This is a genomic window from Erwinia sp. CGal63 (assembly GCF_037026505.1).
Taxonomy (GTDB): Bacteria; Pseudomonadota; Gammaproteobacteria; order Enterobacterales; family Enterobacteriaceae; genus Erwinia.
In genome coordinates, this window is sequence record NZ_JAKUMN010000001.1 from 1,605,559 (window position 1) to 1,621,626 (window position 16,068).

Genomic DNA, 16,068 nt, shown 5'->3' on the forward strand with positions numbered 1-16,068 from the left:
CCAGAGTCACGGTTTGCCCTGTCAGCGGATCTCTTCCATACTCCCTGAAGACATTCAGAAGAGTAACGGTTCGCCGTTACCTTCATCGCTGTAAGGAGGCACTTTGAAACTCTATATCTACGATCACTGTCCGTTCTGCGTGAAAGCGCGCATGATTTTTGGTCTGAAAAATCTGCCGGTCGAGCTGGTGGTGATGCTGAACGATGACGAAGCCACGCCGAAAAAGCTGATTGGCCAGAAGATGGCGCCGATCCTGATGAAAGAAGATGGCAGCTGTATGCCGGAAAGTCTGGATATCGTTAACTATGTGGATAAAAGCGACGGCGAGCCGCTGCTGACCGGCCGCACCAATCCCGCAATCAGCGACTGGCTGCGTCACGTTAACAGCTATCTGAACAAGCTGCTGCTGCCCCGCATCGCCACGGCTTCTTTCGCCGAGTTCGCCACGCCGGAAGCGCGCGGCTACTTTACGCAGAAAAAAGAGGCCAGCGTCGGCAGCTTTGCCGAGCTGCGTCAGCATTCCGAAGGCTTTATCAAAAATATCAACGACGATCTCCGCAAGCTCGACAAGCTGATCGTCAAACCCAATGCGGTTAACGGCGAGCTTTCGCTGGATGATATTCATCTGTTCCCTGTATTGCGTTCCCTGTCGCTGGTGGCGGGCGTCGACTATCCGAGTCGCGTGGCCGACTATCGCGATAACATGGCCAAACAGACCCAGATTAATCTGCTCTCCTCTATCGCTGCCTGATCTTTCGGGGTCGCCTGCGCGGCCCCGCCTTATTTCGTCACAATTTTTCCCGCCGGCCCGGTGACTCTTTGCCATTTGTCGGGCAAGCTACCGCTTTGCGTCACAAGGGGTAGCTGACGTTATAACGCGATGAGGAGCACTATGAACAATTTGATGCGGGGCGCGATGGCCCTGATGCTGGCCCTGAGCCTGGCAGGCTGCAACAAGCTGACGCAGTACAGCGTCAGCGAAGAGGAGGTGAATCAGGCGCTGCAGAAGCACAATAATTATGAAAAGCAGATTGGCGTGGCCGGTCTGGTGGACGCCCATATCGTTCTGACCGATCTTAACAGCAAGATTGGTCGGGAAGAGCCGGACAGAGTAACGCTGACCGGCAAGGCCACCGTCGACGTCAGCTCGCTGTTCGGCCCGCAGCATGCGGAGATGTTGCTGACCATGAAAGCGCAGCCCTTTTTTGACAAGGAAAAAGGCGCCATCTTTCTGAAAGATATGCAGCTTGTCGATCTGCAGGCGCAGCCTGAGAAGATGCAGGGCGTATTGAATACGCTGACGCCTTATCTCAGCCAGTCGCTGAAGGACTATTTCAACCAGAAACCGGTTTACGTACTGAGTACGGATCGCAGCAAGGCGGAATCGCTGGCGAAACGCTTTGCGAAGGGGCTTGTGGTGAAACCGGGCGAATTGATTATTCCTTTCACCGAGTAAAGTTTCAGGGTTTTCCTGCGCGGCGCTGCCTTCGCTTTTTCGGCAGCGCCGCGCACTTTTTTTCTCGCGTGAATATTGCGAAGCGTTTATATTTGCCACTTTTAGCAAGTCAGCTTCTGGTATAACCCATCCGTAAATGGCGTAAGTATAGAAATCCCACTCTGAAGAGAGAATATACCAGCCTGGAACAAAATCAACCTTTATTTGATGTCAGTTTAACTCGATTCAATTTTTCTTTTGCCGTACTGGAACCTGTGCGTTAAATCGGTTAACTGTTTGCGCTAATGGAATATTCATTAACCAACAAGGAGAGACATAATGTCATGGACTTACAGTGTGATGATGAAGACCTTTAAGCATAACGGTGAATACAAGTTCAGCGCGCTTTACGCTGGTGCCCCAGGCTATAAGGATAACCCTGAGTATGAATGCTTGCGCAATAAAGGCCCGCTGCCACGAGGCAAATACAGGATTGTGGGCGTGCCGTTCACTCATAAAAAAGCGGGTGAGTTTACGCTACGGCTGGAGCCGGATAAAGGTAATAGCATGTGTGGTCGCGATGGCTTTTTGATTCATGGTGACAGCAGAAAAGAGCCTGGCACGGCGTCAAACGGCTGTATTATACTTGACCCACGATTTCGTAAGGAAATATGGAAATCAGGTGACAGGGAGTTAATTGTTGAATGAAATATTTACTCCTGCCATTAATTATTTGCAGCACCTGTCCGCTTGCCGCGCCGGTGCTTGACAATAACTGTAAGTCGCCCATATCAGGTACGGCAATAAGGATGATGGATAAAATGCATGAGGAAATGCATATTGACATCAAGAGCATACCGCCCGAAGGGGTCACTACGGAATTGCTATTTAACGAGCCTGTCTCTGATTTGCTATCACAACATTACGCCGAAAAAACCTATAAAACTGATACCCTTTTATCAATAAGCGATAATAAAGAGATTTATTCATCATATAATCCCAGAAATCTTATAATTAAGTTTACTGTTAAAAACAAAGAGGGAAAAGAAGATATTTTCCTCGTCTCTACTATCGCAAACGATTATGAGTGTAATGTAGAATTCAACGGTTATCTAATTGTTAAGCGTGAATTCTGATTGTTGCCCCTGTGTCAGCGCAGGGGCTTCTTACTGTTACTGTTATTCAATGTAGCGATTGGCTCGCCTGCTCAATGCCGCCAGGCTCTCTTTCATGATTTCAGCCACCAGCGCATTACTAAAATGTTCTCCATGCGCACGTAGTAGTTCGGGAATCTCATCAGGCGAAAATACGATTGCAGCTGGCTTAGCATCCTGATAGCTGACACGACCGTTTTCTCTCGCCATCAGTACGCGCTGGCGGTCGCCTTCCGGACAGGCAGCAGGCTGACTGATTTTAAAATAGCCCTCCCCCAGCTTCCCAGAGACTTCCTACGCTCGATCGGTTTCCAACATCTTTGCGGACAGCGCCGCGTTCTGTTCAGGGAATGAGGGAGCGAGTATTACGTGCACTATTTACAGAATCACCCGAAGAGACTCTGTGCTTAAGCGCCTGCCAGAAAAAAGAAAATAAAGCAGGTGCAAACGATTGGCTTTGCCTTTATCCTTGATACCCGGCCAAATCGCGCCATACCGATTTCACTTCTGCCGGAGCCTGTCCATGACTGCACACCCTCAGCAACTTATTATCCGCCGCCCTGACGACTGGCATATCCATCTGCGAGACGATGAGATGTTGAAAACCGTGCTGCCTTTTACCAGCGAGGTAAACGGCCGGGCAATCGTTATGCCTAACCTGGTGCCGCCGGTAACCAGCGTGGCGGCCGCTATCGCCTATCGCGATCGCATCCTGGACGCGCTGCCGGAGGAACATAGCTTTACGCCGCTGATGACCTGCTATCTGACCGATTCGCTGGAAGCCGACGAGGTGGAAAAAGGCTTCAGCTCTGGCGTGTTCACCGCCGCCAAGCTTTATCCTGCTCACGCCACCACCAACTCCAGTCATGGCGTCACCAATATCGACGCCATCGCTTCAGTGCTGGAGCGCATGCAGAAAATCGGTATGCCGCTGCTGATCCACGGCGAAGTTACCGACGCGCATATTGATATCTTCGATCGCGAAGCGCGCTTTATCGAAACGGTCATGGAGCCGCTGCGCAAGCGCTATCCCGAACTGAAAGTGGTGTTCGAGCATATCACCACCAAAGAGGCCGCCGCTTACGTAGAAGAAAGTAACGATCTGCTTGGCGCCACCATTACGCCGCAGCATCTGATGTTTAACCGCAACCATATGCTGGTCGGCGGCGTGCGGCCGCATCTCTACTGCCTGCCAATCCTTAAACGCAACGTACATCAGGAAGCGTTGCGTAAGGTGGTCGCCAGCGGTCACTCACGTTTCTTCCTGGGTACCGATACCGCGCCGCATCTGCGCCACCGCAAGGAAGCCAGCTGCGGCTGCGCGGGCGTGTTTAACGCTCCTTCCTCGCTGCCCGCCTATGCCACCGTGTTTGAAGAGCTGGGCGCGCTTCAGCATTTTGCCGCCTTCTGTTCCGAAAACGGCCCGCGTTTTTACGGCCTGCCGCTGAATGAAGGCACCATTAAGCTGGTGCGCCAGCCGTGGACGGTACCGGAAAGCGTCTCGCTGGGCGAAGATACGCTGGTGCCTTTCCTGGCTGGCGAAACGCTGAACTGGCGCGTCGAACTTTAATCCCGACAAAATGATTGCTTCCGTAAATCTTACTGTATATATTCACAGTGAATTCATCGGAGGCTTTTATGCGTATTGAAGTCACTGTAGCAAAAACGACCTCGCTGCCCGCCGGCGCCATTGACGCGCTGAGCGCCGAGCTGAGCAAGCGTATTGATAAACAATTTCCTGAATCCGCCCACAGCGTCTCGGTACGCTATGCCGCAGCGAATAATCTGACGGTAATGGGCGGCGGTAAAGAGGCGAAAGACCAGATTACCGATATCCTGCAGGAAACCTGGGAAAGCGCCGACGACTGGTTTATCACCGACTGAGCAGCGCGTCCCTCTTTCCGTTTTTTGCCGGGCTTCGCCGTCCGGCTTTTTTCTTTTCTTCCCCCCTTTGCTCCCGACAGAATCTGGCTATAGTAGAGTGACCTGATGCAAGCGGCCGTGCCGGCCTTGAGGTCTTTCCATGAATGCTGAAAACCCCGAAGAAGCGATGACGTTTGGCGAACTGCTGGCGCTGATTGCCGATCAACAGCGCCGCCTGAGCGTGCTGGAGGTTGCTTTCTCCTCCCTTTCCCTGTGCCTGGACGAGTCGGCCGCGCTGCGGCTGGTTGATAAACTGCGGCTGGAAGCGACCAGTCCGGATCACGATGAAAATAAGCAGCACTATTTCACTGCGCTGGCCGATGAGCTGGCCAAACGAGCCGGGTGAATAATATTTACTCAAGTTTTATCGCCGCGCTGCCGATATTTCTGATATCGGGAGCAGTAGTGTTTAGTTTCTGCGTACGCGATCCCGCTATAATTAAAGGCAATCGGCCCGAATTAAGATTTCATTCTGTGAGTAGCGGAATCTCTGTTATAATTATCCTGCTCTATGAAAAAAGGCCGCATTGAACCTCGATAAATCACTTCGTTGTCATTGTTAACACGAGTAATAAGGGGGTTATAATGGACAGAAACAAAGAGGTAATCCAGACACATCCCCTCATCGGGTGGGATATCAGTACCGTAGACAGCTACGATGCCATGATGATCCGTCTGCATTCGCTTTCATCCAACGAGCAGCCGAGCGATGAAGCTGAAGTGGGTCAGACCTACTGGCTGACCACCGATGTTGCCAGACAATTTATCTCTATTCTCGAAGCTGGCATAGCGAAGATCGAAGCTACTGAATATCAGGATCGCGATTACAAAAAGCACTAATTTCGCACGCGTTACCCTGAAGGCACCCAAACGGGTGCCTTTTTCATTTCTGCAACATTTTGCTATCCTGACCGCCGGTTTACTAAAGGAGCCAGGCGCAGATGGTTTATGACTTAATAGTGGTAGGCAGCGGCTCGGTAGGCGCGGCCGCCGGCTGGTACGCTACCCAGGCGGGACTTAACGTCCTGTTGATCGATCGCGCGCATCCGCCGCACCAGGAAGGCAGCCATCACGGCGAGTCGCGTTTAATCCGCCACGCTTATGGCGAAGGCGCACGCTACGTGCCTATGGTGCTGCGGGCGCAGCAGCTGTGGGACGAGCTGGAGCAGCAGTGCGGCGAACGCCTGATGCAACGCAGCGGCGTACTCAATCTGGCGCCGGAACATTCCGAATTTATCCGCAATGTACGGCAAAGCGCCGACGAATTTTCTCTGCCGGTCGAGATCCTCAGCGGCGAAGAAACTGCGCAACGCTGGCCGCAACTCTCTGTTCCTGCAGGTTATATCGGCATTTTCGAACAGCGTTCCGGCTATCTGAAATCGGAAGAAGCCGTTCGCCAACTGATCCGTCTGTGTAAAGATGCCGGCTGCGCGCAACTGTTTAACTGCGCGGTTACCGCTCTTGAGGAGCGCGACGGGCTGCAGCTGGTGGAAACGCCGGAAGGCACTTTTCGCGGTAAAAAGCTGCTGCTAAGCGCAGGCACCTGGGTCAAGACGCTGCTGCCCGAACTGCCGGTTACGCCAGTCAGAAAGGTGTTCGCCTGGCATCAGGCAGATGGCCGCTACAGCGAAAACAACAGGTTCCCCGCTTTCACCGTGGAAACGCCGGACGGCAACCAGTTTTACGGTTTCCCTGCGGAAAACAACGCCATTAAAATTGGTAAGCATAACGGTGGCCAGCCGATCGATGCGCCCGAGCAGCGCAAAGCTTTTGGTGCGGTTGTGGAAGACGGCAGCGAACTGTTCGCTTTTTTACGGCAGTTTTTACCTGGCGTTGGCGTTTGTTTACGCGGTGAAGCCTGCACTTACGATAATACGGTTGACGAAGATTTTATTATCGACACGCTGGGAGCGGATCGACTGATTATTACCGGCTTAAGCGGTCACGGTTTTAAATTCGCCACGGTATTGGGCGAAATTGCCGCGCAATTCGCGCAAAGCAAAGCGGCGGAATTTGATTTAACGCCCTTCTCTTTTTCCCGCTTTTAAATAAAAAAAGGCGGCACTTTTAAATGCCGCCCTTCCGATTTAAATAATTAAAGTTTCCGTTAATTACCGTTAGCGGCGGTCTGTTTTGCCGTCGCCGCTGCCGCCTCTTTCTTCTGCTGACGCAAACGCAGCTTTTTCACCAGCTTGTGAGCTTCTGCTTCGCTACCGACCGCAGGCGCAGAACCGGTCAGCGGCTTACGAGCCGTTTCACGCATGGTAAACACGGTAATCACGCCGATAACACCCGCGCCCATCAGATAGTAAGCCGGCATCATCAGATTATGGGTCGTTTCCACCAGCCAGGTAGTAATCAGCGGCGTAGTGCCGCCAAACAGCGAAACTGAAAGGTTGAAGCCAATCGCCAGCGCGCTGTAACGGATATCGGTCGCGAACAGCGCAGGCAGCGTGGCCGGCATGGAGCCGCTAAAGCAGGTATGCAGCACGCCAAGAATAATCAGTCCGGCGAATACCAACCACATATTGCCGGAACCAATCAGCATCAGGCACGGCACTGCCAGTATAATCAGCCCGATTGCGCCGCTCAGGATCACCGGACGACGGCCCAGGCGATCGTTCCAGTGGCCGGAAAAGAGCGTCAGCGGCATCATCACAAACATCACCACCAGAATCAGCAGCAGGCTGCTCATTTCGCTCAGTCCCAGGATACCTGTCAGATAGCTTGGCATGTAAGAGGTCAGCATATAGTTGGAGACGTTAAACAGCAGCACCAGGCCGATACACTTCAACATCTGCGCACGATATTTGCTCAGCATCTGCAGCAGCGACAGACGCGGCTTGCTGTGCTCCAGCGCATCCTGTTTTTCCATATGTTTCTGGAAAGCTGGCGTCTCTTCGAGCTTCAAGCGCACATAGAGGCCGAACAGCCCCAGCGGCGCGGCGATAAAGAAAGGAATACGCCAGCCCCAGTCCAGCAGCGTCGCCTCAGGCATCGCCGCCGTCAGGCCGGTCACCAATCCCGCGCCGAGCAGGTAGCCGCCCAGCGTGCCGAACTCCAGAAAGCTGCCCATAAAGCCGCGACGGTTATCGGTGGAGTATTCGGCGATAAACGTAGCAGCGCCGCCGTACTCGCCGCCGGTAGAGAAGCCCTGCACCAGACGCGCGACCAGCAGCAGGATTGGCGCGAGAATGCCGATACTGTCGTAGCTTGGGATCAGGCCGATACAGAAAGTCCCGATAGCCATCATAATCATGGTGACCGCCAGCACTTTCTGACGCCCTACTTTATCGCCCAGCGGGCCGAACACCAGGCCGCCGATAGGACGCACCACAAAGGCCGCCGCAAAGGCGCCGAACGCCGCCAGCAGCTGAGCGGCAGAGCTGCCGCCGGGGAAGAAGACTTTACCGATAGTCACGGCAAGGTAGCTGTATACGCCGAAATCGAACCACTCCATAGCGTTACCAAGCGCGGCCGCGCCAACGGCACGCTTCAGCATATCGTTATCCACGATAGTGATGTCGTCTACGGTGAGTTCTTTCTGTTTTTTCTGCCAGAAGTGCTTTTTGTGTCGGGTTTCTGATTGCGTGCTCATGCGTTCCCCTGTGTGAGAAATGAGTCGCAGCATCATAGCTTTCGTTGCCGATGGAGCCTGTGAAAATAGAAGGGAATGAAAGCTATAAAGCAGCGGAAAATCGTACAAAGACGTTTCTTTACTGGAATTTACTCTATACGACAGACCTGTTTTTATCAAGTTTGTGACAGAAATCGCTCCAATAGTCACTTTAATAGTGTGCCAATAGTGTTTTTCTGCTTTACCGAAGCAGGATACCCTGAGTGAAAAATTCTGTTAAAAACGGCAGCAGCGGCTGATGTATGGTTACTCTGATTTTTTAGTATGTTGTAACTATGTAGATATCGCTGAAAAGGTGTCGCAAGGAGCCAGTCTGCGCGCCGTGGATAATGGGTGGATCGTATCAGGTAAGAGAGGGTCAGCTTTCGGCGGCAAAAGCGTAATAAAAAAGGCCGGCGAAACCGGCCCTGCACTACTACTGTGAAAAATCAGCTGTCCGGCGTCGGAATTTTCAGCGTCATATTCAGCAAGCCGCGCGACTTATTGAAGATCTTATTGCCGTTTTCACGGCCAGCGCGGCGCGCGCGCTGCTCTTCCGGCGGCAGCGCCAGCTCTTCCATACAGATTGGGCTGCAGCATTCATGGTATTTTTCCGCACAGCTCGCACACTGGATAAACAACAGATGGCAGCCGTCGTTTTTGCAGTTGACGTGCGTATCGCAAACCGCGCCACACTGGTGACAGTGCGCAATGACGTCATCAGAGATGCGCTCGCCCATGCGCTCGTCAAACACGAAGTTTTTACCCTTGAAGCGTACCGGTAAGCCCTGCTCGCGTGCGCGGCGGGCATACTCGATAATGCCGCCTTCAATGTGATAGACATTTTCAAAACCGTTATGACGCATCCAGGCGCTCGCTTTCTCGCAGCGAATACCGCCGGTGCAGTACATCACAATCTTTTTGTCTTTCTCTTCCTTCAGCATATCGACGGCCATTGGCAGCTGGTCGCGGAAGGTGTCCGCCGGGATCTCCAGCGCGTTGTCGAAATGGCCCACTTCATACTCATAGTGGTTGCGCATATCGACAAAAACCGCGTCCGGATCGTCCAGCATGGCGTTAACTTGATCCGCTTTCAGGTAGCTTCCGACGTCGCTGGCGTCGAACGTTTCATCGGTAATGCCGTCGGCCACAATGCGCTCGCGCACTTTCAGGCGCAGCACCCAGAAAGATTTGCCGTCGTCGTCCAGCGCAATATTCATACGCAGGTTGTCCAGCGCCGGATCGAAGGCATAAAGCATAGCCTTCATCGCTTCATAATTGCTGGCCGGCACGCTGATCTGCGCGTTGATCCCTTCAGAAGCGACATAAACGCGACCGAAAACCTTCAGTTTGGTCAATGCGATATAGAGCGCGTCGCGAAAGGCTTTCGGGTCGTTGATAGTAAAGTATTTATAGAAAGAAACTGTGGTGCGCGGCTCGGTTTCGGCCAGCATACGCGCCCTCAGTTCTTCATTAGATACAAGGTTATGTAACACTGGCATGGTGTACGTTCCTGCGGCTGATGAGAATTTTGCGGGCGCTATCATACCTGAATGTTGTTAAAACAAAAACGGCTGGTGAAAAACAGGCAGCAGGAAAGTTATTATTCTGCAAGCAGCAGAAAAGCATATCCTGACCATCATCACAAAAAAATCCGCCTATAGTTAGCCTGTTCCGCTTCTATTTTCACGGAGAAATTGCATGAGTCAGCTATTCAGCCCAATCGAGCTGGGCAAGTTAACGCTTAAAAATCGTATCGCCATCGCGCCAATGTGCCAGTATTCCGCCGAACACGGCAAAGCTACCGCCTGGCACCGTATCCATCTTGGCCACCTGGCGCTTTCCGGCGCGGGTCTGCTGATTATCGAAGCTGCGGCCATCGAGCCTGCCGGACGCATCACGCCGCAGGATTTGGGCCTTTGGGATGACGAAACCGAACAGGCGCTCGACAGCGTGCTGCAGGATGTTCGCCGCTACTCTCCGATGCCGATCGGCATTCAGCTGGCCCACGCGGGTCGTAAAGCTTCTACCGATGTTCCGTGGCGTGGCGGCAGTTTCCTGCAGCCTGAACAGGGCGGCTGGCAGACTTCCGCGCCTTCCGCCGTGCCTTTTAACGACAGCGATAACGCGCCGACCGCACTGACCCTGGAACGTATCGAAGAGATTAAACAGGCGTTTGTCGATGGCGCAATCCGCGCAGACCGTCTGGGTCTGGATTTGGTCGAGGTACATGCCGCGCACGGTTATCTGCTGCACGAGTTCCTGTCGCCGCTTTCCAACAGGCGTGAAGATCAGTACGGCGGCTCGCTGGAAAACCGGATGCGGCTGACGCTGGAAGTGTTCCGCGAAGTACGCCGCGTCTTCCCGGCTGACAAGCCGGTCGGCGTACGTATTTCCGCCACCGACTGGGTCGACGGCGGCTGGGATCTGGAGCAGTCCATCGCGCTGAGCAAAGCGCTGGAAGCGGAAGGCTGCGCCTATATCCACGTCTCCAGCGGCGGCCTGGCGCCGGAGCAAAAAATCACCGTCGGCCCGAACTATCAGGTGCCTTTCGCGGCGGGGATTAAAAAAGAAGTGGCTATTCCGGTTATCGCGGTCGGCCTGATCACCGAACCGCGTCAGGCGGAAGCGGTGCTGGTCGAAGGCGAAGCCGATATGGTCGCGCTGGCCCGCGGTATGCTTTATAACCCGCGCTGGCCGTGGCATGCCGCCGCCGAGCTGGGCGCTAAGGTAGATGCGCCGGAACAGTACTGGCGCTGTGAACCTCACGAGGTAAAAGGTCTTTTTAACTCGTAACCCTGCCCTTCACGCCAGCGCGCCCGTGCGCTGGCGTTTAAACCTTCTGAATCGCAACGCATTATTTCAGTTCGCTGCTAAAAAATGGCACAATAGGTCATAAATAATAAATCCCGGGCAGCATAATAGTGCCCCTTTTTTGCGATCTGGAAACTCATGACTCAGCTGCCTCAGTTTACGCGTGCTTTGTTGCATCCCCGTTATTGGTTTACCTGGTTGGGTATTGGTCTGCTCTACGTGCTGGTGCTGCTGCCTTATCCTCTGCTCTATCGCCTGGGCTGTGGATTGGGCCGTCTCTCGATGCGTTTTATGACCCGTCGCGTAGCGGTAGCGCGGCGCAATCTCGAGCTGTGCTTTCCGGAAATGCCGGAGGCGGAGCGCGAGGCGATGGTGGTGCGCAATTTCGAATCTGTTGGCATGGGGCTGATCGAAACCGGCATGGCCTGGTTCTGGCCCAACTGGCGCGTCAGTAAATGGTTCCAGGTCAGCGGGCTGGAGCATATCGCTAAGGCGCATCAGCAGGGGAAAGGCGTGCTGCTGATCGGGATGCATTTCCTGACGCTGGAGCTGGGCGCCCGCATCTTTGGCATTCATAATCCCGGTATTGGCGTCTATCGTCCCAACGACAATGCGCTGCTGGACTGGCTGCAAACCTGGGGAAGAATGCGCTCCAATAAAAGTATGCTGGATCGCAAGGATCTGAAAGGCATGATCCGCGCGCTGAAAAACGGCGATATTATCTGGTACGCGCCCGATCATGACTACGGCCCGAAAAGCAGCGTGTTCGTGCCCTTTTTTGGGGTAGAGAAAGCGGCGTCAACCAAAGGCAGCTATCTGCTGATCCGCAGCGGTCAGCCTGCCGTAATCCCTTTTGTTCCCCGCCGTTTGCCGCACGGCAAAGGCTATGAAATGGTGATCCTGCCGGCGGAGGAAGAGATGCCGCTGGACGATGAGGCCGCGACTGCCGCGCGAATGAATAAAGTGGTCGAGCATGGCGTGCTGATGGCGCCGGAGCAGTATATGTGGCTGCATCGTCGTTTTAAAACGCGCCCGGCCGGCGAACCTTCTCTTTACTGATTTTCCGGGCGGAAAGCGTTCCGCTCAATCTTCAACGCCTCGTCAATTACCTGCTTTTTCAGCGGAGAGCGCTGTTAAGCGGCCAGCTTTAAGCGCATACTTAGTCTGCTAATAAACTGACCTGACGGGCGCTTATGGCTACAACCGATCTTCCTTCCTGTACCGTTAACTGGCAAAAAAATCTGTTCGTCGCCTGGTGCGGCTGCTTTCTCACCGGCATGGCTTTCAGCCTGGTGATGCCTTTTCTGCCGCTCTATATCGAGCAGCTGGGCGTCAGCGATCCGCAGGCGCTGAACTTGTGGTCGGGTTTCGCCTTCAGCATCACCTTTCTTTTCTCCGCTATCGCCTCGCCTTTCTGGGGCGGCCTGGCCGATCGCAAAGGGCGAAAAATCATGCTGCTGCGTTCGGCGCTGGGCATGGCCGTGATTATGGTGCTGATGGGGATGGCGACCTCGGTCTGGCAGTTTCTGATCCTACGGGCGCTGCTGGGCCTGCTGGGCGGATTCGTGCCAAACGCCAACGCGCTGATCGCCACTCAGGTGCCGCGGAAAAGAAGCGGCTGGGCGCTGGGCTGGCTCTCTACCGGCGCGGTCAGCGGCGCGCTGCTGGGCCCGCTGATCGGCGGTCTGCTGGCGGATAGTTTTGGTCTGCGACCGGTGTTCTTTATCACCGCGACCGTGCTCTTTATCTGCTTTGTGATGACGCTGCTGGCCATTAAGGAAGAGTTTGTGCCGGTGCAGAAGAAGGATATGCTGCACGCGCGCCAGGTTTTTACCTCGTTAAAAAATCCGAAGCTGGTGCTGTCGCTGTTCGTCACCACGCTGATTATTCAGGTCGCTACCGGCTCCGTGGCGCCAATCCTGACGCTTTATGTGCGCGATCTGGCGGGGAATATAGAGAATCTGGCGTTTGTCAGCGGCGCTATCGCTTCGGTGCCGGGCGTCGCGGCTCTGCTTTGCGCGCCGCGTCTGGGCAAGCTGGGCGATCGCATTGGCCCGGAAAAGATTTTGATCGCTATGCTGATCCTGTCGGTTCTGCTGCTGATCCCGATGTCGCTGGTGCAAAATCCGCTGCAGCTGGGCATCCTGCGCTTTCTGCTGGGCGCGGCCGACGGCGCGCTGCTGCCCGCGGTGCAAACCCTGCTGATCTATAACGTCAGCAACAGCGTCGCCGGCCGCATTTTCAGCTATAACCAGTCATTTCGCGATATCGGTAATGTCACCGGGCCGCTGATTGGCGCGATGGTGTCGGCGCACTGGGGGTTCCGGGCGGTATTTATCGTAACGGCACTTGTTGTATTGTTTAACGCGGTTTATTCATGGCAGACGCTGCGCCGCCGTTCCGCTCTGCCGGAAACATAAGTCAGGGCTTTACAGAAAAAACGTATTTTTACAGCGCGCTTGGGGATGCGCCGCAGAGCTTATTAAGTTTTTCGCAGTTAACATACGCGTAACTTATTGATAAAGACCGGAACGCTTTTTTCTGGCCTTGCCGGACAGCTTTTATGCTAAATCTGTTTAAAGTTTTTTCAGGGTGTGACGATAAATAATACAGACGGTGACGGGCATCCTGGCGCCGTATCCGAACCCTGGTAAAACTTTAAGGAAACGATTATGTCCGTTATCAACACTAACATCATGTCACTGACCACTCAGAACAACCTGAACAAATCACAGGCTTCTCTGAGCACCGCTATCGAGCGTCTTTCTTCCGGTCTGCGTATCAACAGCGCCAAAGACGACGCAGCAGGCGAAGCTATCGCTAACCGTATGAGCTCGCAGATTAAAGGTCTGACTCAGGCATCACGCAACGCCAACGACGGTATCTCTCTGACCCAGACAGCTGAAGGCTCTCTGAACGAGATGAACACCAACTTACAGCGTATCCGTGAACTGACCGTGCAGGCGAAAAACGGCACCAACAGCGCCGACGACATCGACTCAATCCAGAAAGAAGTTGACGCACGCCTGTCTGAAATCAACCGTATCGGTACGGCGACCACTTTCAACGGCACGGCAATCTTTAACTCAACCGGCAGCGTAAACATCCAGGTTGGCGCTAACGACGCGACCGACGCTAACGTCATCAGCATCGACCTGTCCGGCGCGGGTTTCCAGGCTTCTGGTCTGGGTGCCTCTTTCAGCGTGACCGGCGGCAACCTGTCTGACCTGGACGCGCGTATCAAAGATGTCGACACCGCACGTAGCGGCCTGGGTGCGATTCAGAACCGTTTCGAATCCACCATCAACAACCTGAACACCTCTGTGACTAACCTGACCGCGTCACAGTCACGTATCCAGGATGCTGATTACGCTACTGAAGTTTCCAACATGTCGAAGGCGCAGATCCTTCAGCAGGCGGGTACCTCCGTGCTGTCAAAAGCCAACCAGGTTCCACAGGGCGTTCTGTCTCTGCTGCAGTAAGTTCTGCTTCTCCTTCTCAACCCCGGCCTGGCCGGGGTTTTTTCTTTCTAAAGCAGCCTTGTTTTTCTGCCCTTCATCGCGCCAGCCAACATTTCCCAGCCACATAAACTTGTCGTCGCTAAACATAGCCCACGATCGCCGCCTGTTCATCCTGCGCGCCTTGCCTGCCGATCTGGCGAATGGGATACTTTGCTGACTGAAATCATTACAGGTAGTTAAGTATGGACAGCTTTGTGCAGTTTGTTGAAAAGTTCGATTCCTTATTCAAATTTTCACTGGCCCTGTTGATAATATTGACGATATGGCTCTATTTTTATAAAAAATCCGGTTCGCTCTACAGCATCAGCGATAAACTCTGGTCCCTGTTTGTCGGCAAAAAAGATTTTTATCATAAGCGGCTGGATGCCTTCCACAAAGAGCAGCACGATGTCGATAAATTCAACGCCATCTATAATGTGAAAGCCATTACCACTCAGGAAATAGAAGCTTTTACCCGCTGGATTAAAGAGCAAAAGCATGACGTCAGAAAAATATCGGGCCTTAAAGGCTGGTTCACGGTCTCCACGCTGACGGTCAGAAAACCCGGTATCACCTCGACCGTGCTGGTGGCGATATTTTTTATTTCCCTGATCCTGTCAGGCTTATTTGTTTCGCTATGCGGACTGACGCCAAACGCTATCGTCAGGCTTGATAAGCAAGATCCCTGGTTTGTTATCAATCATCAGCGAGCAAAGCCTCTGTTTAGCGATGTCGCTATTACGGCCAGCGATTGCGCCGATTCAGGCTATAACCGGGGCGATTTTGCCAGGCGCTCTGGCATCACGCCGTCATCGGTTAACGGTATTTGTCAGGCCTTTCAGGATAAAAAAGAAGCGGCCGCCATCGATAAAATCATTCGCAGCCAGCGGATTTTACTCTACCTGGGACTCTACATTCTCTTTTTCGGCGGCTATACCCTGAAATATTTTCACCGCAGGCTCAACGCGCTGGATTTTATCGCGCTGACAAAAAAACGCTCCGGACAGGGTTAAAAGAGGCTGGCGTAGCGCCGCTGGTCTGATGTTTCTGCCATACGGCCTCGCTCTTTCTTTAGGCATCACATCTATTTTCCTTAACTAACGCATTGATTGTTAATCATAAATAGACATTTATTTTTTTTGCGCTGCGGGTTTACCCCAGCCGATCTTCGACTATCCTTCATAAAAACCTGCAATATTCGTTATGGAGAAACCCAATGAGCATGTACGCAACGCTGGAAGAAGCTATCGACGCAGCGCGCGAAGAGTTCCTGGCCGCCAACCCGGAAATGGAAGAGGATGAAGCTTCGGTCGGCCAGTTCAACCTGCAAAAATATGTGATGCAGGATGGCGATATTATGTGGCAGGCGGAATTTCTGGCTGATGATACCGATGAAGGCGAAATCCTGGCGCTGCGCAGCGGCGAAGCGGCACAGGCAATCTTCGACGGCGATTTCGACGAGATTGAACTGCGTCAGGAGTGGCTGCCTGAGAACACGCTGCACGAATGGGATGAAGGCGAATTTCAGCTGGAGCCGCCGGGCGACACCGAAGAAGGCAAGGCCGCGGCGGAAGAGTGGGAAGATGACAACCCCGACTCCGACAGAATGGATCGCTGGGAGTAAAT

18 protein-coding genes are annotated in these 16,068 nt (G+C 53.5%); 15 read left to right on the plus strand and 3 right to left on the minus strand.

Translation table 11 applies throughout. The annotated features are described in order from the left end of the window. Positions 1 to 103: 103 nt before the first annotated feature. The 4 genes from grxB to MKZ79_RS07315 all read left to right on the plus strand — a co-directional run bounded on the left by grxB (position 104) and on the right by MKZ79_RS07315 (position 2,571). Positions 104 to 751, plus strand: a complete 648-nt coding sequence (gene grxB, locus MKZ79_RS07300) for a glutaredoxin 2 (protein WP_336140952.1) — start codon at positions 104 to 106, stop codon at positions 749 to 751. 141 nt (positions 752 to 892) lie between these two features. Further along, complete coding sequence (locus tag MKZ79_RS07305) at positions 893 to 1,456, plus strand: lipoprotein (protein WP_336140953.1); 564 nt, start codon at positions 893 to 895, stop codon at positions 1,454 to 1,456. Between the two features lie 318 nt (positions 1,457 to 1,774). Next, positions 1,775 to 2,143 carry a tlde1 domain-containing protein gene (locus MKZ79_RS07310; protein ID WP_336140954.1) on the plus strand — a complete coding sequence of 123 codons (369 nt, stop codon included), beginning with the start codon at positions 1,775 to 1,777 and terminating at the stop codon, positions 2,141 to 2,143. Next, positions 2,140 to 2,571 carry a hypothetical protein gene (locus MKZ79_RS07315; protein ID WP_336140955.1) on the plus strand — a complete coding sequence of 144 codons (432 nt, stop codon included), beginning with the start codon at positions 2,140 to 2,142 and terminating at the stop codon, positions 2,569 to 2,571. Before MKZ79_RS07310 ends, MKZ79_RS07315 begins: the two co-directional genes overlap by 4 nt. Before the next feature lie 42 nt (positions 2,572 to 2,613). Here MKZ79_RS07315 and MKZ79_RS07320 read toward each other — a convergent pair whose 3' ends face one another. Then, positions 2,614 to 2,799, minus strand: coding sequence for a hypothetical protein (locus MKZ79_RS07320; RefSeq protein WP_336140956.1), 186 nt, complete (start codon positions 2,797 to 2,799; stop codon positions 2,614 to 2,616). 313 nt (positions 2,800 to 3,112) lie between these two features. On the opposite strand from MKZ79_RS07320, the gene pyrC reads away from it, so the two are divergent. The 5 genes from pyrC (at position 3,113) to solA (ending at position 6,560) form a co-directional block, all read left to right on the plus strand. Beyond that, positions 3,113 to 4,159, plus strand: a complete 1,047-nt coding sequence (gene pyrC, locus MKZ79_RS07325) for a dihydroorotase (RefSeq protein ID WP_336140957.1) — start codon at positions 3,113 to 3,115, stop codon at positions 4,157 to 4,159. Between the two features lie 68 nt (positions 4,160 to 4,227). After that, entirely contained in the window at positions 4,228 to 4,473 is a 246-nt protein-coding gene (gene dinI / locus MKZ79_RS07330; RefSeq protein ID WP_246758723.1) for a DNA damage-inducible protein I, read from the plus strand. Positions 4,474 to 4,612: 139 nt separating this feature from the next. After that, on the plus strand, positions 4,613 to 4,858 hold the full coding sequence (locus MKZ79_RS07335; RefSeq protein ID WP_336140958.1) for a hypothetical protein: 246 nt from the start codon (positions 4,613 to 4,615) through the stop codon (positions 4,856 to 4,858). 239 nt (positions 4,859 to 5,097) lie between these two features. Further along, on the plus strand, positions 5,098 to 5,352 hold the full coding sequence (gene bssS / locus MKZ79_RS07340) for a biofilm formation regulator BssS (RefSeq protein ID WP_336140959.1): 255 nt from the start codon (positions 5,098 to 5,100) through the stop codon (positions 5,350 to 5,352). A 101-nt stretch (positions 5,353 to 5,453) separates the two neighbouring features. Continuing rightward, entirely contained in the window at positions 5,454 to 6,560 is a 1,107-nt protein-coding gene (solA, locus tag MKZ79_RS07345) for an N-methyl-L-tryptophan oxidase (RefSeq protein ID WP_336140960.1), read from the plus strand. Between the two features lie 59 nt (positions 6,561 to 6,619). Here the strand turns inward: solA and proP are convergent, their stop codons facing one another. Both proP and trhO read right to left on the minus strand, forming a co-directional pair. Continuing rightward, positions 6,620 to 8,110, minus strand: coding sequence for a glycine betaine/L-proline transporter ProP (gene proP, locus MKZ79_RS07350; protein WP_336140961.1), 1,491 nt, complete (start codon positions 8,108 to 8,110; stop codon positions 6,620 to 6,622). 467 nt (positions 8,111 to 8,577) lie between these two features. After that, a complete protein-coding gene (gene trhO / locus MKZ79_RS07355; RefSeq protein WP_336140962.1) occupies positions 8,578 to 9,630 on the minus strand; it encodes an oxygen-dependent tRNA uridine(34) hydroxylase TrhO in 1,053 nt (350 codons plus the stop codon). A gap of 199 nt (positions 9,631 to 9,829) precedes the next feature. Here trhO and MKZ79_RS07360 point away from each other — a divergent pair, with 199 nt between their 5' ends. The 6 genes from MKZ79_RS07360 to MKZ79_RS07385 all read left to right on the plus strand — a co-directional run bounded on the left by MKZ79_RS07360 (position 9,830) and on the right by MKZ79_RS07385 (position 16,066). Then, a complete protein-coding gene (locus tag MKZ79_RS07360; protein ID WP_336140963.1) occupies positions 9,830 to 10,924 on the plus strand; it encodes an NADH:flavin oxidoreductase/NADH oxidase in 1,095 nt (364 codons plus the stop codon). A 156-nt stretch (positions 10,925 to 11,080) separates the two neighbouring features. Beyond that, a complete protein-coding gene (locus tag MKZ79_RS07365) occupies positions 11,081 to 12,001 on the plus strand; it encodes a Kdo(2)-lipid IV(A) acyltransferase (protein ID WP_336140964.1) in 921 nt (306 codons plus the stop codon). 134 nt (positions 12,002 to 12,135) lie between these two features. Continuing rightward, positions 12,136 to 13,362 (plus strand): multidrug efflux MFS transporter MdtG, encoded by a 1,227-nt coding sequence (mdtG, locus tag MKZ79_RS07370; protein ID WP_336140965.1) that lies wholly within the window; start codon positions 12,136 to 12,138, stop codon positions 13,360 to 13,362. A gap of 252 nt (positions 13,363 to 13,614) precedes the next feature. Then, positions 13,615 to 14,424 carry a flagellin N-terminal helical domain-containing protein gene (locus MKZ79_RS07375; RefSeq protein ID WP_336140966.1) on the plus strand — a complete coding sequence of 270 codons (810 nt, stop codon included), beginning with the start codon at positions 13,615 to 13,617 and terminating at the stop codon, positions 14,422 to 14,424. 221 nt (positions 14,425 to 14,645) lie between these two features. After that, complete coding sequence (locus MKZ79_RS07380; RefSeq protein WP_336140967.1) at positions 14,646 to 15,455, plus strand: DUF6216 family protein; 810 nt, start codon at positions 14,646 to 14,648, stop codon at positions 15,453 to 15,455. Positions 15,456 to 15,658: 203 nt separating this feature from the next. Next, a complete protein-coding gene (locus MKZ79_RS07385) occupies positions 15,659 to 16,066 on the plus strand; it encodes a MysB family protein (protein WP_336140968.1) in 408 nt (135 codons plus the stop codon). Positions 16,067 to 16,068: the final 2 nt, after the last annotated feature.

Excerpts from the sequence above, each read along its gene's own strand:
- MKZ79_RS07380 (WP_336140967.1), top strand. The coding sequence starts at position 14,646 with ATGGACAGCTTTGTGCAGTTTGTTGAAAAGTTCGATTCCTTATTCAAA.
- MKZ79_RS07335 (WP_336140958.1), top strand. The coding sequence starts at position 4,613 with ATGAATGCTGAAAACCCCGAAGAAGCGATGACGTTTGGCGAACTGCTG.
- MKZ79_RS07315 (WP_336140955.1), top strand. The coding sequence starts at position 2,140 with ATGAAATATTTACTCCTGCCATTAATTATTTGCAGCACCTGTCCGCTT.
- MKZ79_RS07305 (WP_336140953.1), top strand. The coding sequence starts at position 893 with ATGAACAATTTGATGCGGGGCGCGATGGCCCTGATGCTGGCCCTGAGC.
- MKZ79_RS07310 (WP_336140954.1), top strand. The coding sequence starts at position 1,775 with ATGTCATGGACTTACAGTGTGATGATGAAGACCTTTAAGCATAACGGT.
- MKZ79_RS07360 (WP_336140963.1), top strand. The coding sequence starts at position 9,830 with ATGAGTCAGCTATTCAGCCCAATCGAGCTGGGCAAGTTAACGCTTAAA.
- MKZ79_RS07385 (WP_336140968.1), top strand. The coding sequence starts at position 15,659 with ATGAGCATGTACGCAACGCTGGAAGAAGCTATCGACGCAGCGCGCGAA.
- dinI (WP_246758723.1), top strand. The coding sequence starts at position 4,228 with ATGCGTATTGAAGTCACTGTAGCAAAAACGACCTCGCTGCCCGCCGGC.
- solA (WP_336140960.1), top strand. The coding sequence starts at position 5,454 with ATGGTTTATGACTTAATAGTGGTAGGCAGCGGCTCGGTAGGCGCGGCC.
- MKZ79_RS07320 (WP_336140956.1), bottom strand. The coding sequence starts at position 2,799 with ATGGCGAGAGAAAACGGTCGTGTCAGCTATCAGGATGCTAAGCCAGCT.
- MKZ79_RS07365 (WP_336140964.1), top strand. The coding sequence starts at position 11,081 with ATGACTCAGCTGCCTCAGTTTACGCGTGCTTTGTTGCATCCCCGTTAT.
- MKZ79_RS07375 (WP_336140966.1), top strand. The coding sequence starts at position 13,615 with ATGTCCGTTATCAACACTAACATCATGTCACTGACCACTCAGAACAAC.
- trhO (WP_336140962.1), bottom strand. The coding sequence starts at position 9,630 with ATGCCAGTGTTACATAACCTTGTATCTAATGAAGAACTGAGGGCGCGT.
- pyrC (WP_336140957.1), top strand. The coding sequence starts at position 3,113 with ATGACTGCACACCCTCAGCAACTTATTATCCGCCGCCCTGACGACTGG.
- proP (WP_336140961.1), bottom strand. The coding sequence starts at position 8,110 with ATGAGCACGCAATCAGAAACCCGACACAAAAAGCACTTCTGGCAGAAA.
- bssS (WP_336140959.1), top strand. The coding sequence starts at position 5,098 with ATGGACAGAAACAAAGAGGTAATCCAGACACATCCCCTCATCGGGTGG.
- mdtG (WP_336140965.1), top strand. The coding sequence starts at position 12,136 with ATGGCTACAACCGATCTTCCTTCCTGTACCGTTAACTGGCAAAAAAAT.